The sequence below is a fragment of the Streptomyces sp. NPDC048185 genome (genome assembly GCF_043202495.1).
Classification (GTDB): Bacteria; Actinomycetota; Actinomycetes; order Streptomycetales; family Streptomycetaceae; genus Streptomyces.
In genome coordinates, this window is the sequence record NZ_JBIDAN010000008.1 from 115,480 (window position 1) to 137,035 (window position 21,556).

Below are 21,556 nucleotides of genomic sequence, written 5' to 3' on the forward strand. Positions count from 1 at the left end.
TACTTGTCGACATCATGTACGGGGAGGGCCACTTGAGGAAGACCAGGCTGCACCGGAGAGCCGCGGCGTTCGGCTCGGCCGGAGCGCTCGTCACCGCCACGCTGATAGCCGGCGCCGTCGCGGCACCGGCGGCCGGCGCCACTCCGGCCGCCGGCCGGGACCACGGGCAGGGCCAGGACCGCGAGGCCCGCGGCGCCGCCATCGCCGCGGCCCGCGCGGCGCAGGCCGGCATCGACTGGCAGGACTGCCCCGCCGACTGGAACCTGCCGAAGCCGATCCAGTGCGGCTACGTCACCGTCCCGGTCGACTACGCCAAGCCGTACGGCAAGCAGATCAAGCTCGCCGTCGACCGCATCGGCAACACCGGCACGGCGTCCGAGCGCCAGGGCGCGCTCATCTACAACCCGGGCGGCCCCGGCGGCTCCGGCCTGCGCTTCCCGGCCCGCGTCACCAGCAAGAGCGCGGTGTGGGCCAACACCGCCAAGGCCTACGACTTCGTGGGCTTCGACCCGCGCGGTGTCGGCAGGTCCGCGCCCATCTCCTGTGTCGACCCGCAGGAGTTCGTCAAGGCGCCGAAGATGGACCCGGTGCCGCGCTCCGAGGCCGACAAGCGCGCCCAGCGCAAGCTCGCCGCCGAGTACGCCGAGGGCTGCTTCGAGCGCAGCGGCGCCATGCTGCCGCACATGACCACGCCGAACACCGCGCGCGACCTGGACGTCATCCGCGCCGCCCTCGGCGAGAAGAAGCTCAATTACCTCGGCGTCTCCTACGGCACCTACCTGGGCGCGGTCTACGGCACCCTCTTCCCCGGCCACGTGCGCCGGATGGTCGTCGACAGCGTCGTCAACCCGTCCCGCGACAAGATCTGGTACGAGGCCAACCTGGACCAGGACGTCGCCTTCGAGGGCCGCTGGAAGGACTGGCAGGACTGGGTCGCCAAGAACGACGCGACCTACCACCTCGGGGACACCCGTGCCGAGGTGCAGGAGCAGTGGCTCAAGCTGCGCGCCACCGCCGAGAAGGCTCCCCTCGGTGGCGTCGTCGGCCCGGCCGAGCTGATCTCCTTCTTCCAGGGCGCCCCGTACTACGACTCCTCCTGGGCTCCCACGGCGGCTGTCTTCAGCAAGTACGTCGCCGGTGACACCCAGGCCCTCGTCGACGCCGCCGCCCCGGACCTGTCCGACACCGTGGGCAACGCCTCTTCGGAGAACGGCAACGCCGTGTACACGGCGGTCGAGTGCGCGGACGCCAAGTGGCCCACCAACTGGCGCACCTGGGACCGGGACAACACCCGGCTGCACCGCGACCACCCGTTCATGACCTGGGCCAACGCGTGGATGAACCTGCCGTGCGCCACCTGGCCGGCCAAGCAGCAGACCCCGCTGAACGTGAAGACCGGCAAGGGACTGCCGCCCGTGCTGATCGTCCAGTCCGAGCGTGACGCGGCCACCCCGTACGAGGGCGCCGTCGAACTGCACCAGCGGTTCAAGGGCTCCCGCCTGATCACCGAGCGGGACGCCGGCTCCCACGGCGTCACCGGGCTGGTCAACCCGTGCGTCAACGACCGGGTGGACGCCTACCTGCTCACCGGCAAGCTGGACGCCCGGGACGTGACCTGCGCCCCGCACGCCACGCCCAAGCCGTAGGCACCGCAGGGTGAACGGAGGGGGCGGCCGGTCCGAACCGGCCGCCCCCTCTTCCTGTCCCCTGGCCGGCGGCCCTCAGACCGGCCGCGTGGCCAGCCAGGTGTCCTCCGCCGCGTAGTCGAAGAGTTCGCCGTAGTTCTGGGCCATCCTGGGGAACGCCTCCCGCCAGTCGCGCCCGGCCAGACGTTCCTCGATCCAGGCCACGGTGTCCGGCAGGGTCTCGGCGTAGCGGGCCACCGGGCGGTAGCCCAACTGCCGTCGCGCCGCCGTCATGTCGCACACGACCGGCACGGGCACGGACCAGGGCGTGTCGCCCAGGCCCTCCGCCGGCGGCGGGCCGTCCACCAGGACGTCCTCGGCCCGCACCCCCATCACGGCGTCGATCTCCGCCGCGATCTCCGCCACCGTCGGCGCGTCCGGATCGACGGCGTTGAGCACGCGGGTGCCCGGCCGCGGGGCGGCCAGCCGGATCAGCTCGGCGATGTTGCGCACGCTCGCCGGATGGAAACGGCTCGCACCGCCGTACGCGAGCACCCGCCGTCGCCTGCCGTCCAGGTTGCGCTTGACGAAGTACAGCTCGCGCGGGGTCCGGCAGTGCGGCCCGTGGACCGCGCCCGCGCGGAGCAGCGTGACCGGCAACCGGTCCCCGGCGGCGAGCAGTTCGCGTTCCAGCGCCGCCTTGCGGGTGCTGTACGACGTCTCGCCCGGCCGGACCGTGCGCTGCTCCTCGGAGACCGGGACCGGATACTCGGGGAAGCCGTCGGGCCGGTCCTGCGTGTCGAAGTTCCTGCCCTTCGCGTCCTCGTAGACCGACACGCTGGAGATCACCACCGCCGAGCCGACGCGCCCGGCGAGGGAGACCAGCTGCCGGGCGTGGCCGGCGCCGAAGGCGACCATGTCCACCAGGACGTCGCAGCCGTCGCCGACCGCCGCGGAGAGCGCCGCGTCGTCCTCCCGGTCGGCGCGCACCACGCGTACGTCCCCGGGCCAGTCCGCGTCGCGGCCGCCGCCGCGCGAGACGGCCGTCACCTCCCAGCCGTCGCGGGCCAGCGCCCCCACGGCCGCCCGTCCGATCTGCCCGGTCGCTCCGATCACCACAGCTCGTGTCATGAGGGGACCGTAGGCGCACACCCTCCCGCCGGGCCACGTCCTTCTGCCGAGGGCAGACGGCAGGCCCCTAGCGGGGCGGCCGCCGGGGGAACCGCCGGCCCCTCGCCGCCCTCTCCGCCTCCTCGGCCTTGACGTCGGCCGCGTACCGGTCGACGTACTCCTGCTCGGAGAGCGACAGGATCGCGTACATGATCTCGTCGGTCACGGCGCGCAGTACGGCCTTCTCCCCCTCCATGCCCGCATAGCGGGAGAAGTCCAGCGGCTCGCCGAAGCGGATCACCACGGGGTGCACCTTCGGGATCTTCCGGCCGGGCGGCTGCGCCTCGAAGGTGCCGATCATCGCGCACGGCACGACCGGCACCCCGGCCCTGAGCGCCATCACCGCGACGCCGACCTTGCCCTTGTACAGCCGGCCGTCGTGCGAGCGCGTGCCCTCCGGATAGATGCCGAGCAGCTCACCCCTGCCCAGCACACCGAGCCCTTCGCGGATCGCGGCCTGCCCCGCCTCCTTGCCGGAGCGGTCCACCGGGATCTGGCCCGCGCTGCGGAAGAAGAACGCGGTCAGCCGGCCCTTGAGACCGGGGCCGGTGAAGTACTCGGCCTTGGCGAGGAAGGTGATGCGGCGCCGCAGCACGGCGGGCATCAGGAAGTGGTCGGAGAACGACAGATGGTTCCCGGCGACGATGGCCGCGCCCGAGTCCGGCACATGGTCCAGCCCCTCGATCCGGGGGCGGAAGACCAGCCTCAGCAGCGGGCCGAGCAGTACGTACTTGAGCACGTAGTAGAACATGGTTCGCCCTCTCACCCCGATCGACGCTGCCTCCATGCTGAGTCACCTGACGGGCCATCACCAGCCGCTCCGAGCTTTGTCCTGTGCGTGGAAAAAGTTCGCTGGGAATGTGCGTAAGTTCTTCCGGGCTTGGTAAAACGCTGCTACGTTCCTCCCCGAAGCCCGGCGAGCCGGCCCATGGGGCGGGCGCCCGGCGTCCGGACGTGGACGGGGGAGGGGAGGGTTCGTGAGACGGATGACCGCTCGGCCCGAGAACGCGCACCAGGCACTGCTCCTGCGTTCACTGCGTGACGGCGGCCCCACCTCCCGCGCCCGGCTGGGCGACCTGGTGGAGCTGTCCCGTTCGAAGCTGGCCGTCGAGGTGGACCGGCTGCTGGAGACGGGTCTCGTCGCCGCGGACGGCCTCGCCCCCTCACGAGGGGGGCGGCGTTCGCACGGCATCCGGCTGGCGTCGACCCTGCGGTTCCTCGGTGTCGACATCGGCGCCACCTCGGTCGGTGTGGCCGTGACCAACGCGGAGTTGGAGGTCCTGGCACATCTGAACCATCCGATGGACGTCCGGGAGGGTCCGGTGGCGGTCTTCGAGCAGGTGCTGTCGATGGCCGCCCGGCTGAAGGCGTCCGGTGTCGTGGACGGCTTCGACGGCGCCGGGATCGGGGTACCGGGCCCGGTCCGCTTCCCGGAGGGCGTGCCGGTCGCACCGCCGATCATGCCGGGCTGGGACGGGTTCCCCGTGCGGGAGGCGCTCGGCCAGGAACTCGGCTGTCCCGTCATGGTCGACAACGACGTGAACCTGATGGCGGTCGGCGAGCAGCACGCGGGCGTGGCGCGCTCCGTGGGCGACTTCCTGTGCATCAAGATCGGGACCGGCATCGGCTGCGGCATCGTGACCGGCGGCGCGGTCTACCGGGGTACGACGGGCAGTGCCGGCGACATCGGCCACATCCAGGTGGAACCGGGCGGCCGTGCGTGTTCGTGCGGCAACCGGGGCTGTCTGGAGGCCCACTTCAGCGGTGCCGCGCTGGCCGGTGACGCGGAGGAGGCCGCACGCTCGGGCCGGTCGGCGCGGCTCGCCGCCCGGCTCGCGAGCGCCGGGCGTCTGACGGCCGTCGACGTGTCGGCGGCCGCGGCGGCCGGTGACACGGTGGCCCTGGAACTGATCCGGGAGGGCGGAAGACGCCTGGGTCAGGTCATCGCCGGGCTCGTCAGCTTCTTCAATCCGGCCCTGGTGGTGCTCGGCGGTGGTGTGACCGGGCTCGGGCACACGCTGCTGGCCAGTGTCCGGACCCAGGTGTACCGGCAGTCGTTGCCGCTCGCCACGGGCAACCTGCCCATCGTGCTGGGCGAGTTGGGGCCGGTCGCCGGCACCGTCGGCGCCGCCCGGCTCATCAGCGACCACGTCTTCTCACCGGCCTGACCGCCGCCGGCCCCACCGCAGCACGGGCCGCGGCGCGAACCACCGCTCCACCCGGACGCCCCGGCGCCCCCGGACACCAGCGGCTCCGCAGAGCCGCCCGCGTACCCGCACCACCCAGTCCCGCCCTGCCCGCTCACGGCCCGCATCCGCCGAGGGGATCCTCATGGCACCACAACCACCCTTGCTCACCATGTCCGGTATCACCAAGTCGTTCCCGGGCGTCCGCGCCCTGGACGGTGTGGACCTCGACGTCCAGGCCGGTGAGGTCCACTGCCTCCTCGGCCAGAACGGCGCCGGCAAGTCCACCCTGATCAAAGTGCTCGCCGGGGCCCACCAGCCCGACGGCGGTGAGATCACCTGGCGCGGCGAGCCCGTGATCCTGGGGTCGCCGATCGCCGCCATGCGCCTGGGCATCGCCACCATCTACCAGGAACTCGACCTGATCGAGGGGCTGTCCGTCGCGGAGAACGTCTACCTCGGGCACGAACCCACGGCCGCCGGGTTCGTCGTACGCGGCTCCGCGGCGCGTACGGCGACCGCGGACCTGCTGAAGCGGCTCGGCCATCCCGAGATCGACCCGGCCCGGCTCGTCGGCGACCTGTCAGCGGCACAGCAGCAGATCGTCTCGATGGCCCGCGCGCTCTCCCACGACGTACGGCTGATCGTGATGGACGAGCCCTCGGCGGCCCTGGACCCCGACGAGGTCGACAACCTCTTCAGAATCGTGGGCGGTCTGACGGCCGACGGGGTCGCCGTCGTGTACATCTCCCACCGCCTCGAGGAGATCCGGCGCATCGGCGACCGGGTCACCGTCCTCAAGGACGGCCGGGCCGTGGCCGGCGGCCTGCCCGCGGAATCGACACCGACCCATGAGGTCGTGTCCCTGATGACCGGGCGGAACGTCCCGTACGTCTTTCCCGAGCGCGCCCCGGCCGGGTCCGCCGCCGGGAGGCAGCCGGTGCTGACGGTCGAAGGACTGACCCGGCGGGACGAGTTCGCGCCCGTCGACCTCGAGCTGCGGCCCGGTGAGATCGTCGGCCTGGCCGGACTCGTCGGGTCCGGGCGCAGCGAGATCCTGGAGACGATCTACGGAGCCCGCAAGGCCGACTCGGGCCGCGTCCTCGTCGAGGGCACCCCGTTGCGCCCCGGCAGCGTGCGCGCCGCCGTCCGCGCCGGCATCGGCCTCGCGCCCGAGGAGCGCAAGGCACAGGGCCTGCTGATGCTGGAGTCCGTCAGCAGCAACGTCTCGGTCTCCACCCTCTCCCGGTTCGCCCGTGCCGGCTGGCTCGACCGGCGGGCCGAGCGCGCCGCCACGCACCGGGCGGTCCGGGAGCTGTCCTTGCGGCCCGACAATCCCGACGCCGCGATCAGGACGCTGTCCGGCGGCAACCAGCAGAAGGCGGTGCTCGCTCGCTGGCTGCTGCGCGGATGCAAGGTGCTGCTGCTGGACGAGCCGACCCGGGGCGTCGACATCGGCGCCCGGGCGGAGCTCTACGCAGTGATCCGCCGGCTGGCCGACGAGGGCCTGGCCGTCCTTCTCGTCTCCAGTGAGGTGCCCGAGGTCCTGGGCCTGGCCGACCGGGTGCTGGTGCTCCGGGAAGGCAGCGTCGTGCACACCGCGGACGCCCGGGAGCTCGACGAGCACCGTGTACTCGATCTCGTAATGGAAGGGAGCCCGACGCCATGACGCAGCCGGCCTCTACGGCACACCAGAACGCGCCCACGCCCGTCACCGAGCCCGCCACCGGCAAGGGCGGTCCGCACCGGCCGCTCGGTCTGCGGTGGGACGTGCGCAGTCTGTCCCTGCTCGGGGTCCTCGCCGTGCTCGCCGTGGTCGGCGGGATCACCGCGCCGGACGAGTTCCTGGCCACGAGCAATCTGCAGCTCATCCTCACCCAGGCGTCCGTGATCGGTGTCGTCACCGTCGGCATGACCTTCGTCATCACCAGCGGCGGGATCGACCTGTCGGTCGGCGCGATCGTGGCGCTCGCCTCGGTGTGGGCGACGACCGTGGCCACCCAGGAGTTCGGCTTCGCGGGCATCCTCTTCACCGCCGTGATCGTCGGCGTGGGCTGCGGTCTCGTCAACGGCCTGCTGATCGCCTACGGCAGGATGGTGCCGTTCATCGCGACGCTGGCCATGCTCGCCTCCGCCCGCGGCCTGGCACTGCAGATCACCGACGGCAGCACCCAGGTCGTGACCGTCGAGTCGGTGCTCGACCTCGGTGTCCGGGACGCCTACGTGCTCGGCATCCCGCCGCTGGTCCTGGTCTTCGCCGCGGTCACCGTCATCGGCTGGCTGCTGCTCAACCGCACCACGTTCGGCCGCCGCACCGTCGCCGTCGGCGGCAACGCGGAAGCGGCGCGGCTCGCCGGCATCGACGTCCGCCGCCAGCGCCTGTACCTGTACCTGCTGTCCGGGCTGTGCTGCGGCATCGCCGCGTTCATGCTGATCGTGCTCGCCGGCTCCGGGCAGAACACCAACGGCAACCTCTACGAGCTGGACGCGATCGCCGCGGCGATCATCGGCGGCAGCCTGCTCAGCGGCGGCCGCGGCACCATCGTCGGCTCCGTCCTCGGTGTCCTGGTCTTCACCACGATCACCAACATCTTCGCCCTGAACAACCTCGAGACCGCTGTCCAGCAGATCGCGAAGGGCGCCATCATCGTCGCCGCCGTCCTGGTCCAGCGCCGCTCGACGCGCGGCGGCGACGCCTGACGCCGCGCCGCAGACCGCCGGACGGCGGGACCTGACCCCCGCCGTCCGGCAGCCGCCTCCCGCCGTTATCGCCCACCGCACCATCGAAGGGTCGGACCGACATGTCGCCAATCCCCGCCACGAGCCGCAGAGGGCTGCTGTTCGGCACCGCAGCCGTCTCGGCCGGCGCGCTGCTGACGGCCTGCACCAGCAACGAGCCCAAGAACCAGCAACAGGCCACGAACAACGCCCCGGTGGCGGACGACAAGCCCGGCAAGGCCGTCACCATCGGCTACGCCGGCCCCCAGGCCGACCACGGCTGGCTCAACGCCATCAACCAGAACGCCAAGTCGCGTGCGGAGAAGTACGCGGACGTCACCCTGGAAATCACCGAGGGGTCCAACGACACGGCCGCCCAGATCGGCCAGGTCCAGACCCTGATCAACAAGAAGGTCGACGTCCTGGTGATCCTGCCGGCCGACGGCAAGGCGCTCACCCAGGTCGGCCTGCAGGCCATGAAGGCGGGCATCCCCGTCATCAACCTGGACCGGGTCTTCGCCTCCCAGCAGGCCTACCGCTGCTGGATCGGCGGCGACAACTACGGCATGGGCCTGAACGCCGGGCACTACATCGGCGAACAGCTCAAGGACAATCCGGACGCCAAGGTCGTCGAACTCGCCGGGCTCGACAACCTGGAGCTGACCCAGCAGCGCACCCGGGGCTTCGACGACGCCCTGAAGAACTACCCCAACATCAGGAAGGTGGCGCGTCAGGCGGCCGACTTCACGGTCGAGTCCGGTCAGGCGAAGACCGCGCAACTCCTGCAGGCGCAGTCGCGGTTCGACGCGCTGTGGAACCACGACGACGACCAGGGCGTCGGCGCGCTGCGCGCCATCGAGCAGGCCGGGCGGGACGACTTCCTGATGGTCGGCGGAGCGGGCGCCAAGTCCGCGATGGAGGCCATCAAGTCCGGCAGCTCCGTGCTCAAGGCGACCGTCCTGTACCCGCCGACGATGGCCGCCTCCGCCATCGACCTCGCCCGCGCCCTCGGCCAGGGCAAGGGCGTCGGCGGCATGGCCGAATTCGAGATCCCGTCCTCGCTGACCCTGTACTCCGCCGTCGTCACCGAGGACAACGTCGACCAGTACCTGCCGACCGGCTTCGTCTGACAGATCCGGGGCGCCGCGTCCCACGAGCACACCGATGAGTCAGTGACACTCCGACGAGGAGGAATCCGTATGGAACACAGGGACGGTGGGACCGCACCGCCGGCACTCGGCGTGGGTATGGTCGGCTACGCGTTCATGGGCGCCGCGCACTCACAGGGGTGGCGCACCGTCGGGCGCGCGTTCGACCTGCCGCTGCGGCCGGTCCTCGCCGCGATCGCCGGCCGCGACGCGCACGCCGTGCGGGCGGCGGCCGACAGGCACGGCTGGGCCGCCGCGGAGACCGACTGGCGCGCCCTCCTGGCCCGCGACGACGTGCAGCTCGTCGACATCTGCACACCGGGCGACAGCCATGCGGAGATCGCGATCGCGGCGCTGGACGCGGGCAAGCACGTGCTGTGCGAGAAACCCCTGGCCAACTCGGTCGCCGAGGCGGAGGCCATGGTCAGGGCCGCCGAAGCGGCCCGGGCGCGCGGGCAGGTGGCCATGGTCGGTTTCACCTACCGGCGCGTGCCCGCTCTCGCCCTCGCGCGGCGGCTCATCGCCGACGGCAGGCTCGGCACGCTGCGCCACGTGAGGGTCGCCTACCTCCAGGACTGGCTGGTCGACCCCGGCTTCCCGCTGACGTGGCGGCTGGAGCGCGAGCGCGCCGGGTCGGGAGCGCTCGGCGACCTCGGCGCCCACATCGTCGACCTCGCCCAGTATCTGACGGGGGAGCACCTGACAGGGGTCTCCGCACAGCTGGAGACCTTCGTCAAGGAACGCCCCCGGGCCGGCACCGCCCTGCGCGGCCCGGTCACGGTCGACGACGCCGCCGTCTTCACCGGCCGGCTCTCCTCGGGAGCGCTCGCCACGTTCGAGGCGACCCGGATGGCGACGGGGCGCAAGAACGTCCTGCGGCTGGAGGTCGACGGGGAGTCCGGTTCGCTCGCCTTCGACCTGGAGCGGCTCAACGAGCTGTCCTTCCACGACCACGGGGAGCCCGCCGCCACGGCGGGGTTCCGCAGGATCCTCGTCACCGAGGCCGAGCACCCGTACCTGGAGGGCTGGTGGCCGCCGGGCCACACGCTCGGCTACGAGCACTCCTTCACCCACCAGGCCCGCGACCTGGTCGAGGCCATCGCGTCCGGTGCCGACCCGACGCCGTCGTTCGCCGACGGTCTCCAGGTGCAGCGGGTGCTGGCCGCGGTGGAGGAGAGCGCGCGGAAGAACGCCGTCTTCACCCCTGTCGAGGCCGTTCCGGCCGAAGTCCGGTAGGGCTCCGGCACCACCGAGCGCTTCCGCCGCTCCCGCTCGGCATGTCGGGGCCGGGCGGGCCTGCGGCCTGCCCGGCGTCGCCACGAACGCGCGGGTGACACCTGCCCGTTGCCGCTGCCGGAATCCGGCCGGTCTTTCTCCGAGAAAGTTCGGTCTTTGTCCTTGACGAGTGGAAAGTAGGGCCTCTAGCGTCCAACCGACTCACTCCGCACGGGTTTTCACCTGTTTCATCTGCAGCGGCCGGCCGGGGAACGAGCCCCGGGCTTCTCAGCGGTCGCCGACCAGCTCAAAGGAGTTCTGAGTGCGCAACAGACGGATCGTCACCCTGATGGGGGCAGCGGTACTGGCCGGGACCGCCGGACTCCTGACCGTTCCCACCGTCCAAGCCGCCCCGTCGGACCCGGCGCCGCCGGCCGCCTCGGCCTTCCAGAAGGTCACCCTCAACGACCGTCCGGGCGAGCCCATGGCCCTCGCCGTGCTGCCCGACCGACGGGTGCTGCACACCGCGCGGACGGGCGAGGTGCGGATCAACGATCCGAAGAGCGGGGTGAACTTCCTCGCCGCGGACATGAAGAAGAGCCCCGCGGGGCTCTACCAGCACGACGAAGAGGGCGTGCAGGGCATCGCGATCGATCCCGACTTCAGCAAGAACAAGTGGGTCTATCTCTACTACTCGCCGCGCCTGGACACCCCCATGGACGACCCGGCCACGCCGGGCGTGAACGAGGGCGACGCGCCGGAGTACGGCACGGCCGCCGACTTCGCGAAGTACAAGGGCGTCACCCGTCTTTCGCGGTTCAAGCTCGAGGGCAACAAGCTGAACTTCGCCACCGAGCAGAAGATCCTCGACGTCCCGGCCGACCGCGGCATCTGCTGCCACGTCGGCGGCAAGATCGACTTCGACGGCAAGGGCAACCTGTTCCTGTCCACCGGCGACGACTCCAACCCGTTCGCCTCGGACGGCTACGCCCCGCTCGACGACCGCCCGGACCGCAACCCGGTCTTCGACGCGCGGCGCACCGCGGGCAACACCAACGACCTGCGCGGCAAGGTCCTGCGCATCAAGGTCAAGAAGAACGGCGGCTACACGGTCCCGGGCGGCAACCTCTTCAAGCCCGGCACGCCGAAGACCCGCCCCGAGATCTACGCCATGGGTCTGCGCAACCCCTTCCGGTTCGCGGTGGACGACAAGTCCGGCGAGGTCTACGTCGGCGACTACTCGCCCGACGCCAACACGGCGAAGCCCGACCGCGGCCCCGCCGGCCACGGCCGCTGGATGGTCATCGACCGCCCCGCCAACTACGGCTGGCCGTACTGCGTGTCCCAGGACATGCCGTACCAGGACTACGACTTCGCCACCCAGAAGTCGAGCGGCGCCTTCGACTGCGCCAAGCCGGTCAACGACTCCCGCAACAACACCGGCCGCACCCTGCTGCCGCCGGTCACCGACGCGGAGATCATCTACGGCTACGGCGCCTCCGAGGAGTTCCCGGAGCTCGGCACGGGCGGCATCGCCCCGATGGGCGGCCCGGCGTACCGCTACGACAAGCGGAACACGTCCGTCAACCGCTGGCCCGCGTACTTCGACGGCAAGCCGCTCTTCTACGAGTGGACGCGTGACCAGATGCTCGCCCTCACCGTCGGCAAGCGCAACGAGATCACCAAGATCGAGAACGCGCTCCCCTCGATCACGACGGACGGCCCGATCGACGCCGAGTTCGGCCCGGACGGCGCCCTGTACGTCCTGGAGTACGGCACCGGGTACTTCGCGGAGCTGCCCGAGGCCCAGCTGGCCCGCATCGACTTCACGCGGGGCAACCGCACCCCGGAGCCCAAGGCCGCCGCGGACGTCGTCGACGGGACCAGCCCGCTGACGGTCCGGTTCTCCAGCGCCGGCACCGTGGACGCCGACGGCGACGCCCTCAGCTACGCCTGGGACTTCGACGCCGACGGCACCGTGGACTCCACGGAGGCCAACCCGACGCACACGTTCACCGAGAACGCCGTCTTCGACGCCACGCTGAAGGTCACCGACAGCACCGGCCGCTCGGCCGCCGCCTCGGTCCCGGTCGTCGTCGGCAACAAGGCGCCGGTCGTCTCCCTGACGACCGACCCCGCCCCGCACGGCGGCACGGCGTTCCACTGGGGTGACACGGTCACCTGGCAGGTCACCGTCACCGACGACCAGCCGGTGGACTGCTCGAGGGTCAGCGTCTCGTTCATCCTGGGCCACGACACGCACGGCCACCCGCTCTCCACGAGCACCGGCTGCTCCGGCTCCTTCGAGACGTTCGTGGACGGCGGCCACGCCGGCGCGGACAACCTGAAGGCGGTCTTCAACGCCTCCTACACGGACTCGCCCCCCAACGGCCTCCCGGCCCTCTCGGGCAGTGCCGAGGTCGCGCTGACGCCGGCCGACTGACCGGCGGTTCCCGGACACGCAGGACGGGGCGCCACCCCAAGGGGGTGGCGCCCCGTCGAGCTCGCGGGCCGCTCAGAACTTCGGCGTCGGAGCCTGCGCCTCCACCATCTCGGCCGCCTCCTCCTCGGTCTGCACCGAGGGCGGGGACCCGGCGAGCGGCTGCTGGGCCGTCTCCTTCATGCAGGCCACCGCCACGACACCGACCAGGGCCGCGGCCATCGAGTAGTAGGCGGGCATCATGTCGGACCCGGTGACGCTGATCAGGGCGGTGATGACCAGCGGCGTGGTCCCGCCGAACAGCGACGTCGACAGGTTGTAGCCGACCGACAGGGACCCGTACCGGACGTTCGTGGGGAACATCGCCGGGAGCGCCGCCGACATCGTGCCGAGCAGACACACCAGGGACAGGCCGAGCATCAGCATGCCGCCCGAGACGGCGAGCAGACTGCCCTGCTGCACCAGCACGAAGGACGGGGCGGACAGGACGAAGAAGCCGACCATGCCGGTCATCAGCACGGGCCTGCGGCCGTACCGGTCGGAGAGCCGGCCCACCTGGTTGATGATCAGCATCAGCAGCACCATCGTGGCCACCAGGATCAGCAGGCCGTGACTCTCGCTGTAGTCCAGCTCGTCCGACAGGTAGGTCGGCATGTACGACAGCAGCATGTAGTCCGTGATGTTGTACGCGCCGACCAGCGCGATGCACAGCACCAGCGCGCGCCAGTGCGTACGGAAGATCTTGGCGAGGTCGCCCCGGGCCGTGGTCTCCACCGCGTTCGCCGCCTCGGAGACGTGCACGGTGGAGTCCTCCAGCTTGAGGAACGCGGGCGTGTCGTCCAGCTTCAGCCGCAGGTAGATGCCGACGATGCCGAGGGGGGCGGCCAGCAGGAAGGGGATGCGCCAGCCCCAGGCGTCCATGGTGTCGCCGCCGAGCCCCGCGGTGAGGGCGGTGACGAGACCGGCGGCGCCGGTGTACCCGGCGAGCGTGCCCAGCTCCAGGAAGCTGCCGAAGAAGCCGCGCCGCTTGTCGGGCGCGTACTCGGCGATGAAGGTGGACGCGCCGCCGTACTCGCCGCCGGTGGAGAAGCCCTGCAGCAGGCGGAAGAGGATCAGCAGGAGCGGGGACCAGAAGCCGATCGCGTCGTAGCTGGGGATGAGCCCGATGGCGGCCGTGCCGATCGCCATGAGGATCATGGTCAGCGCCAGCACCTTCTTGCGGCCGATCTTGTCACCCATCGGGCCGAAGACCATGCCGCCGAGCGGGCGCACCAGGAACGCCACGGCGAACGTGGCGAACGAGGACAGCAACTGCGCGGTGTCGCTCCCGGACGGGTAGAACACGCGGCCGATGGTGCCGGCCAGATAGGCGTAGATGCCGAAGTCGAACCACTCCATGGCGTTGCCCAGAGAGGCCGCCTTCACGGCCCGCTTGACCGCGGCCTCGTCCGTGACGGTGATGTCCGACCGCCGGAGCCGGGGGTTCTGCCGACGTCTGATGGCCCGGAACAGCGCCGGATGGCGGCGGATCGCCGCGGCGTCGGGCTCTGGGCCGTTCTCGTTGGGGGACGTGACGGCCTCCCTTTCCACGCGCAGACGCTCCGGGGGAGCACTGCTCGGTCGTACGTTTCTCGGGTCGTACCGTTCCCCCGATCATGCTGGGTATGGGCGTGACGTCGGTCATGCGGTTGGGCCGATGAGGTGAGCGGCCGCACTCGGTACCCTTCGCACATGCGGATCTCCGTCTCCTCCGACATGGACGAACCCGTGGCCGGCCTCCTCGTCGAGGAGCTGCGCGGACGCGGTCACGAGGTGCTGACGCACGGGGCGCTGCGGCCCGGGGACGACTCACAGTGGGCGGTGTGCTCGGAGCGGGCCGCGCGCGAGGTCGCCGCCGGCACGGCCGAGCAGGCGGTGGTGTGCTGCTGGACCGGCACCGGCGCCTCGATCGCGGCGAACAAGGTCCCCGGCGTACGGGCGGCCCTGTGCACCGACGCCTACACGGCCGACGGGGCACGCCGCTGGAACGACGCCAACGTGCTCGCCCTCAGCCTGCGGCTCACCTCCCCGCCGCTGCTGCGGGAGATCCTCGACGCCTGGTTCGCCGCCGAGGCGAGCACGGACGCCGAGGACCTGGGGAACGTGGCACGGGTGGAGCGGCTCGACGGGGGCCGGACCGCTCCCTGAGGACGCCCGTCAGGAGGTCAGGACCTTCTCCAGCGTCCCGAGCGCGCCCCGCAGCTCCTCGCCGGTCACGGTCAGCGGCGGCGCCAGGCGGATCGTCGAGCCGTGGGTGTCCTTGACCAGGATGCCCTCGCGCATCAGCCGCTCGCTCACCTCACGGCCGGTGCCGAGCGCCGGGTCCACGTCGACACCCGCCCACAGCCCCCGCGCCCGGAAACCGACGACGCCCTTGCCGACCAGCGCCTGGAGGCCCTCGCGGAGCACCGTGCCCAGCTCGGCCGCCCGGCGCTGGAACTCGCCGGTCTCCAGCAGCTCCACCACCGCCGTGCCGACCGCGGCGGCCAGCGGGTTGCCGCCGAAGGTCGAGCCGTGCTCACCCGGGTGCAGCACACCGAGCACCTCCCGGCGGCCGACCACCGCCGACACCGGCACGATGCCGCCGCCCAGCGCCTTGCCGAGCAGCACCACGTCCGGGACGACCGACTCGTGCTCGACGGCGAGGGTGTGCCCGGTACGGCCCAGGCCCGACTGGATCTCGTCCGCGACGAACAGGCAGCCGGCCCGCCGGGTCAGCTCCCGCACCCCCGCCAGATAGCCGTCGTCCGGGATGTTGACGCCGGCCTCGCCCTGGATCGGCTCGATCAGCACGGCCGCCGTCGTCCCGTCGACCGCCTCCTCCAGGGCCGCCAGGTCGTTGTAGGGCACGACCCGGAAGCCGGGCGTGAAGGGACCGAAGCCCGAGCGGGCCGTCTCGTCCGTCGAGAAGCTCACGATCGTCGTCGTACGGCCGTGGAAGTTGTCCGCGGCGACCACGATCGTCGCCCGGTCCGCCGGGACGCCCTTCACGTCGTACGCCCACTTGCGGGCCACCTTGATGCCGCTCTCCACCGCCTCCGCGCCGGTGTTCATCGGCAGCACCATGTCCGTGCCGGTCAGCGCGGCCAGCCGCTCGGCGAAGGCCGCGAGCCGGTCGTTGTGGAAGGCCCGCGAGGTCAGCGTCAGCCGGTCCAGCTGGCGGTGCGCGGCCTCGACCAGAGCCGGGTGGCGGTGGCCGAAGTTGAGCGCCGAGTAGCCGGCCAGCATGTCCAGGTAGCGCCGGCCCTCCACGTCCTCGACCCAGGCGCCCTCCGCGCGGGCCACGACCACGGGCAGCGGATGGTAGTTGTGGGCGAGGACGGGCTCCTCCGCGCGGATGAGCTCCTCGGAGCCGCGGGTACGGGCGGGTGCGGTCATGAGCGGATCTCCCGGATCTCCTGGGTGCAGCACTTGATGCCGCCACCGGCCTTGTGGAACTCGGACAGGTCGACGGGGACGGGGACGTAGCCGAGGACCGCGAGCCGGTCGGCGAGTTCCCGGGCCCCGGGCGAGATGAACACGTTCCGCCCGTCGGACACGGAATTGAGCCCGAACGCCATGGCGTCCTCACGGGTGGCGAGCACCGCGTCCGGGTACAGCCGCTCCAGCACCTCACGGCTGCCGGGCGAGAAGGCCCCGGGGTAGTAGACGATGTTCCCGTCACCGCCCTCGTGGCCGTCGTCGAGGACGAACAGGGCCGTGTCCAGGTGGTAGAAGTACGGGTCCACCAGCGTCAGCGACACCACCGGCCGCCCGAAGTACTCCTGCACCTCGCGGTGCGCCTCGGGCGTCGTCCGGAAACCGGTCCCGGCCAGGATCCAGCGGCCCACCGGCACGAGGTCGCCCTCGCCCTCGCAGACCGCCTCGGGCATGTGCACCTCGAAGCCGGCGCCCTTGAACCACGTGTCGTAGGGGACGGACTCGGGGCGGCGCTCCGGCGCGTGGAACAGCGAGCCGAAGACCCGGCCCCCCACGACGAGCGCCGCGTTGGCGGCGAACACCATGTCGGGCAGTCCGGGGACCGGTGTCACGGTGTCCACGGTGTGCCCGTGGAGGCGGTAGGTGTCGATCAGCGCGCGCCACTGGGTCAGCGCACGGCCCCCGTGGACGGGCTCCCCGGAACACATCCACGGGTTGATCGCGTACTGCACGGCGAAGTGTCTGGGTTCGCAGACGAGAAAGCGCCGCCGGCGCGGCACACGGGAGTCGGACACAGAGGGGTTCCTCCGCTTCCTCACTGATGGTGACTGCGGGATGACTCCACGGTAGGAAGCGACCTCGACGGTCGACAAGCGACAAGAGCTGCGTGTCGGCGCACGATCGCTGCGTCCTGAGGCAGGTCAGCGCAGGTCTGCTGCGCCCTGCGGCGCCGGATGGATCGCCCCCGCCTCCGGACTGTCGGGCAGCAGGTGCGACAGCACCATCACACTGATCGTCTTGCGGATGAACGGCTCCGCCCGGATCCGCTCCAGCACCTCCTCGAAGTGCTCCACGTCCCTCGCCCGCACGTGCAGCAGCGCGTCCGCCCCGCCCGTCACCGTCATCGCCGCCGTGATCTCCGGATAGCCGCGCACGACCTCCGCCAGCCGTCGCGGCGGGGCCGCCCCCTCGCAGTACACCTCCACGTACGCCTCGGTGCGCCAGCCCAGCGCGGACGGCCGCACCGTCGCCGTGAACCCGGTGATCACACCGGTCTCGCGCAGCCGGTCCACGCGGCGCTTGACCGCCGTCGCGGACAGCCCGATCCCCGTGCCGATCTCCGCGAAGGACGTCCTGGCGTTCGCCATCAGGGCGGTGACGATCTTCCGGTCGAGCTCGTCGAAGGGCGAGGGCCTGCTGTTCATGCCCGCACTGTAGCCAGCCATGTCCAGGCGTCCGGATTCCACCTACACTCCACGTTCATGCTGCGCGCCCTCGCCGTCGACGACGAACGCCCCTCACTGGAGGAACTGCTCTACCTGCTCGACGCGGATCCACGGATCGGCAGCGTGGAGGGCGCCGGCGACGCCACCGAGGCGCTGCGCCGCATCAACCGGGCCCTGGAGTCCGGCCCGCACGGCCCCGAGGCCATCGACGTCGTCTTCCTCGACATCCAGATGCCCGGCCTCGACGGACTGGACCTCGCCCGGCTGCTGACCGGCTTCGCCCGGCCGCCGCTGGTCGTGTTCGTCACCGCGCACGAGGACTTCGCCGTGCAGGCCTTCGACCTCAAGGCCGTCGACTACGTCCTCAAACCCGTCCGCACCGAGCGGCTGGCCGAGGCGGTCCGCCGCGTCGTCGAACAGCGCGGCACCACCGCCGCGGCCTCCCGCATCCCCGTGCACGAACCGGACCCCGGCCACATCCCCGTCGAGCTCGGCGGCGTCACCCGCTTCGTGGCCGTCGACGACATCACCCACGTCGAGGCCCAGGGCGACTACGCCCGCCTGCACACCGACAAGGGCAGCCACCTCGTGCGCATCCCGCTGTCCACCCTCGAGGAGCGCTGGCGCGCCCGCGGCTTCGTGCGCATCCACCGCCGCCACCTGGTCGCCCTGCGCCACATCGGCGAACTCCGGCTCGACGCCGGCACCGTCAGCGTCCTGGTCGGAGCCGAGGAGCTCCAGGTCAGCCGCCGTCACGCCCGCGAGCTGCGGGACCTGCTCATGCGGAGGCCGTGAGCGTGGCCCAGGACCCCGCCGAACGCCGCGTCACCGTCACCGGCCCGCCCCGGCGCACCCTCGGGGCCTCCGCCTACTACCGGCCGCGCACCGAGATCGACGAGCAGACCACCCTCGGCCACACCTACGTCCGCTCCCTGATGCGCAGCCAGCTGCGCGCCGGTCTCACCGCCTTCGCCGTGCTCGGACTGCTCGTCGGCCCGCTGCCGCTGCTGTTCGCGGTGATGCCGGACGCCCGCCGCCTCGAGTGGGCCGTCCTCGGCTTCGGCCTGTACGCCCCGCTCGTCCTCCTCGCCCGCTGGTACGTGCGCCGCGCCGAGCGCAACGAACGCGACTTCGTCCGCCTCGTCGAGGACCGGTGACGAGAACGGCCGTGACGCACCGATGAACCCGAACTACGCGATACCCGCCGTCGCCCTCGTCGTCGTCGCCACCGTCCTGGTCGGCGCGTTCGGCCTGCGCGTCTCCCGCACCACCTCCGACTTCTACGTCGCCTCCCGCACCGTCGGCCCCCGCCTCAACGCCGCCGCCATCAGCGGCGAGTACCTCTCCGCCGCGTCCTTCCTCGGCATCGCCGGCCTGGTCCTCGTCCAGGGCTCCGACATGCTCTGGTACCCGGTCGGCTACACCGCCGGCTACCTGGTCCTGCTGCTCTTCGTCGCCGCCCCGCTGCGCCGCTCCGGCGCCTACACCCTGCCCGACTTCGCCGAGGCCCGGCTCGCCTCCCAGGCGGTACGGCGGCTGGCCGGCGCCTTCGTCGTCGGCGTCGGCTGGCTGTACCTGCTGCCGCAGCTGCAGGGCGCCGGGCTGACGCTGACCGTGCTGACCGGCGCGCCCGACTGGCTCGGCGGAGTGATCGTCGCGGTCGTCGTCACCGCCATCGTCGCCGCCGGCGGCATGCGCAGCATCACCTTCGTGCAGGCCTTCCAGTACTGGCTGAAGCTCACCGCCCTGCTCGTCCCCGCGCTCTTCCTGGTCCTGGCCTGGCAGGCCGACGGCGCGCCCGGCCGCGCCTTCGAGGAACCGGCCGCCTTCCGCGAGCAGCGGTCCGTCCGGGTCGGCGACACCCTCACCCTCACGCTCGACCGGCCGCTCACCGTCACCGTCGACGGCACCGTGGACGGCCGTGCCCTCGACGGCACCCGGACCCGGCTCCCCGCCGGCACCCACCGCATCGGGGCCGGCACCCGTCTCACCTTCGCCGAGGGCACCCCGGTCCCCGCCGCCGGACGCGGCGCCGACGACGCGCTGTCGCCCTCGCGGGCCGAGAGCCGCACCGAGCGCCCCCTGTACGCCACCTACGGGCTGATCCTCGCCACCTTCCTCGGCACCATGGGCCTGCCGCACGTCGTGGTCCGCTTCTACACCAGCCCGACCGGCGTCGCCGCCCGCCGCGCCACCGTCGCCGTCCTCGGCCTGATCGGAGCCTTCTACCTGCTGCCGCCCGTCTACGGCGCCCTCGGCCGCCTCTACGCCCCGGAGCTGACCCTCACCGGCGCCGCCGACGCGGCCGTGCTGCTGCTGCCCGACCGGGTGATCGGGGGAGTGGGCGGCGACCTGCTCGGCGCCCTGGTCGCGGGCGGCGCGTTCGCCGCGTTCCTGTCCACGGCGTCGGGGCTGACCATGGCCGTCGCGGGCGTCCTCACCCAGGACGTGCTGCCGTCCCGTGCCGTACCGCACTTCCGGCTCGGCACCCTGCTCGCCATGGCCGTGCCGCTGGCGGCGAGCGCGCTGGTCGGCGGGCTGCCGGTGGCCGACGCCGTCGGTCTGGCCTTCGCCGTGTCCGCCTCCTCCTTCTGCCCGCTGCTCGTCCTCGGCATCTGGTGGCGGCGGCTGACCCCGCCCGGGGCGGCGGCCGGGATGCTGGTCGGCGGCGGATCCGCCCTGCTCGCCGTCGCCGCGACGATGGGCGGCTTCCCGGGCGGCGGCGCACTGCACGCGCTGCTGGCCTGGCCCGCCCTCTGGTCGGTGCCGCTCGGCTTCCTCACCATGGTCCTGGTCTCCCTGGCCACCCCGGGCCGGGTGCCCGCCGGGACCGCGGCGATACTGGCCCGCTTCCACCTGCCGGAGGAGCTCGGCACCGAGGAGCTGCGCACCGAGGAGCGGCGCGCGGACGGCCTGCGCAAGGAGGTGACCCCGTGAGCGGCTTCCTGGCGGGCCTGGTCGTCGCCGTGCTGCCCCTGCTGGCCGCGGGCTTCTGGCTGGGCCGGCGCACGGCCCGGCCGCAGAATCTCGGCGGACTCGGCACCCCGGTCGAGCACGCCACCTTCCAGACCCTGCACACCGCCTCCCTCGCCACCCCGCCGCTGCGCGCCGGCCTCACCGAGGAGACCGCCCGCAAATCGGCCCGCAAGCTGCGCTCCCTGCTCGGCACGGACGCGTTGTGCCTGGCCGACCACAAGGAGGTCCTGGTCTGGGACGGCGTCGGCGCCCACCACCGCGCCGAGATCATGGAACGCCTCGCCGGACCGCTGGAGACCGGCCGCGGCGAGGCCTTCCCCCTCACCTGCGACACCCCCGACTGCGCGGTCCGCTGGGCCGTCGTCGCCCCGCTCACCGTCGACGACCGGGTGCACGGCGCCCTCGTCGCCTGCGCCCCCCGCGAGTCCGCCGTCCTGGTCCGGGCGGCGGGGGAGGTGGCCCGCTGGGTGTCGGTCCAGCTCGAGCTGGCCGACCTCGACCAGTCACGCACCCGGCTCATCGAGGCCGAGATCAAGGCGCTGCGGGCCCAGATCTCCCCGCACTTCATCTTCAACTCGCTCGCGGTGATCGCGTCCTTCGTGCGCACCGACCCCGAGCGCGCCCGCGAGCTGCTGCTGGAGTTCGCCGACTTCACCCGCTACTCGTTCCGCCGGCACGGCGACTTCACCACCCTCGCCGACGAGCTGCACGCCATCGACCACTACCTGGCGCTCGTGCGGGCCCGTTTCGGCGACCGCCTCTCCGTCACCCTCCAGGTCGCCCCCGAGGTGCTGCCGGTCGCCCTGCCCTTCCTCTGCCTCCAGCCGCTCGTCGAGAACGCCGTCAAACACGGCCTGGAGGGCAAGTCGGACCAGTGCCACATCCAGATCACCGCGCAGGACGCCGGCGCGGAGGCCCTCGTCGTCATCGAGGACGACGGCGCCGGGATGGACCCGGACCTGCTGCGCCGCATCCTCGCGCGCGAGGTCAGCCCGTCGGGCGGCATCGGCCTGTCCAACGTCGACGACCGGCTCCGCCAGGTCTACGGAGACGACCACGGCCTCGTCATCGAGACCGCCGTCGGCGCCGGCATGAAGATCACCGCCCGGCTGCCCAAGTACCAGCCGGGCGTCCACTCGGCCGGGCGGCTCGGCCGCGAATGAGGCGGCCGGCG

The 21,556-nt window shown here is 72.1% G+C and carries 18 protein-coding genes; 12 read left to right on the forward strand and 6 right to left on the reverse strand.

What is annotated here, in order from left to right; translation table 11 throughout:
- Positions 1-14: 14 nt before the first annotated feature.
- A complete protein-coding gene (locus tag ACGF3H_RS23715) occupies positions 15-1,646 on the forward strand; it encodes an alpha/beta hydrolase (RefSeq protein WP_393816530.1) in 1,632 nt (543 codons plus the stop codon).
- A gap of 75 nt (positions 1,647-1,721) precedes the next feature.
- Here ACGF3H_RS23715 and ACGF3H_RS23720 read toward each other — a convergent pair whose 3' ends face one another.
- Entirely contained in the window at positions 1,722-2,756 is a 1,035-nt protein-coding gene (locus ACGF3H_RS23720) for an NAD(P)-dependent oxidoreductase (protein WP_362487599.1), read from the reverse strand.
- 67 nt (positions 2,757-2,823) lie between these two features.
- Positions 2,824-3,546, reverse strand: coding sequence for a lysophospholipid acyltransferase family protein (locus ACGF3H_RS23725; protein WP_362487882.1), 723 nt, complete (start codon positions 3,544-3,546; stop codon positions 2,824-2,826).
- A gap of 235 nt (positions 3,547-3,781) precedes the next feature.
- Here ACGF3H_RS23725 and ACGF3H_RS23730 point away from each other — a divergent pair, with 235 nt between their 5' ends.
- The 6 genes from ACGF3H_RS23730 to ACGF3H_RS23755 all read left to right on the forward strand — a co-directional run bounded on the left by ACGF3H_RS23730 (position 3,782) and on the right by ACGF3H_RS23755 (position 12,505).
- Positions 3,782-4,963, forward strand: a complete 1,182-nt coding sequence (locus ACGF3H_RS23730) for an ROK family protein (protein ID WP_362487597.1) — start codon at positions 3,782-3,784, stop codon at positions 4,961-4,963.
- Between the two features lie 163 nt (positions 4,964-5,126).
- Positions 5,127-6,650: a sugar ABC transporter ATP-binding protein gene (locus ACGF3H_RS23735; protein WP_362487595.1), complete on the forward strand. Its 1,524-nt coding sequence runs from the start codon at positions 5,127-5,129 to the stop codon at positions 6,648-6,650.
- Complete coding sequence (locus tag ACGF3H_RS23740; RefSeq protein ID WP_362487593.1) at positions 6,647-7,681, forward strand: ABC transporter permease; 1,035 nt, start codon at positions 6,647-6,649, stop codon at positions 7,679-7,681. Before ACGF3H_RS23735 ends, ACGF3H_RS23740 begins: the two co-directional genes overlap by 4 nt.
- Positions 7,682-7,782: 101 nt before the next feature.
- A complete protein-coding gene (locus ACGF3H_RS23745) occupies positions 7,783-8,829 on the forward strand; it encodes a substrate-binding domain-containing protein (protein ID WP_362487591.1) in 1,047 nt (348 codons plus the stop codon).
- Between the two features lie 69 nt (positions 8,830-8,898).
- On the forward strand, positions 8,899-10,083 hold the full coding sequence (locus ACGF3H_RS23750; RefSeq protein ID WP_362487589.1) for a Gfo/Idh/MocA family oxidoreductase: 1,185 nt from the start codon (positions 8,899-8,901) through the stop codon (positions 10,081-10,083).
- A gap of 301 nt (positions 10,084-10,384) precedes the next feature.
- A complete protein-coding gene (locus ACGF3H_RS23755; RefSeq protein ID WP_362487587.1) occupies positions 10,385-12,505 on the forward strand; it encodes a PQQ-dependent sugar dehydrogenase in 2,121 nt (706 codons plus the stop codon).
- Positions 12,506-12,577: 72 nt separating this feature from the next.
- On the opposite strand, the gene proP is transcribed toward ACGF3H_RS23755, so the two are convergent.
- On the reverse strand, positions 12,578-14,092 hold the full coding sequence (proP, locus tag ACGF3H_RS23760) for a glycine betaine/L-proline transporter ProP (RefSeq protein ID WP_362487585.1): 1,515 nt from the start codon (positions 14,090-14,092) through the stop codon (positions 12,578-12,580).
- Positions 14,093-14,233: 141 nt separating this feature from the next.
- Between proP and ACGF3H_RS23765 the strand changes: the two genes are divergently transcribed.
- Entirely contained in the window at positions 14,234-14,689 is a 456-nt protein-coding gene (locus ACGF3H_RS23765) for an RpiB/LacA/LacB family sugar-phosphate isomerase (protein WP_362487583.1), read from the forward strand.
- A 9-nt stretch (positions 14,690-14,698) separates the two neighbouring features.
- On the opposite strand, the gene rocD is transcribed toward ACGF3H_RS23765, so the two are convergent.
- The 3 genes from rocD to ACGF3H_RS23780 form a co-directional block, all read right to left on the reverse strand.
- Positions 14,699-15,919 (reverse strand): ornithine--oxo-acid transaminase, encoded by a 1,221-nt coding sequence (gene rocD, locus ACGF3H_RS23770; RefSeq protein WP_362487581.1) that lies wholly within the window; start codon positions 15,917-15,919, stop codon positions 14,699-14,701.
- The gene (ddaH, locus tag ACGF3H_RS23775; protein ID WP_362487580.1) at positions 15,916-16,755 is read right to left on the reverse strand and encodes a dimethylargininase; all 840 of its coding nucleotides are present in this window, start codon (positions 16,753-16,755) and stop codon (positions 15,916-15,918) included. Before ddaH ends, rocD begins: the two co-directional genes overlap by 4 nt.
- A gap of 126 nt (positions 16,756-16,881) precedes the next feature.
- Positions 16,882-17,385, reverse strand: a complete 504-nt coding sequence (locus ACGF3H_RS23780) for an Lrp/AsnC family transcriptional regulator (protein WP_362487579.1) — start codon at positions 17,383-17,385, stop codon at positions 16,882-16,884.
- A 57-nt stretch (positions 17,386-17,442) separates the two neighbouring features.
- Here ACGF3H_RS23780 and ACGF3H_RS23785 point away from each other — a divergent pair, with 57 nt between their 5' ends.
- Genes ACGF3H_RS23785 through ACGF3H_RS23800 form a run of 4 tightly spaced genes read left to right on the forward strand, consistent with a single transcriptional unit; the run spans position 17,443 to position 21,545 of the window.
- Positions 17,443-18,201: a LytTR family DNA-binding domain-containing protein gene (locus ACGF3H_RS23785; RefSeq protein WP_362487577.1), complete on the forward strand. Its 759-nt coding sequence runs from the start codon at positions 17,443-17,445 to the stop codon at positions 18,199-18,201.
- Positions 18,202-18,203: 2 nt separating this feature from the next.
- Positions 18,204-18,563 (forward strand): hypothetical protein, encoded by a 360-nt coding sequence (locus tag ACGF3H_RS23790; RefSeq protein ID WP_362487881.1) that lies wholly within the window; start codon positions 18,204-18,206, stop codon positions 18,561-18,563.
- Positions 18,564-18,585: 22 nt separating this feature from the next.
- Positions 18,586-20,343 (forward strand): cation acetate symporter, encoded by a 1,758-nt coding sequence (locus ACGF3H_RS23795; RefSeq protein WP_362487575.1) that lies wholly within the window; start codon positions 18,586-18,588, stop codon positions 20,341-20,343.
- Entirely contained in the window at positions 20,340-21,545 is a 1,206-nt protein-coding gene (locus tag ACGF3H_RS23800; protein WP_362487573.1) for a histidine kinase, read from the forward strand. The genes ACGF3H_RS23795 and ACGF3H_RS23800 overlap by 4 nt, the downstream gene beginning before the upstream one ends.
- The last annotated feature ends 11 nt before the right edge of the window (positions 21,546-21,556 follow it).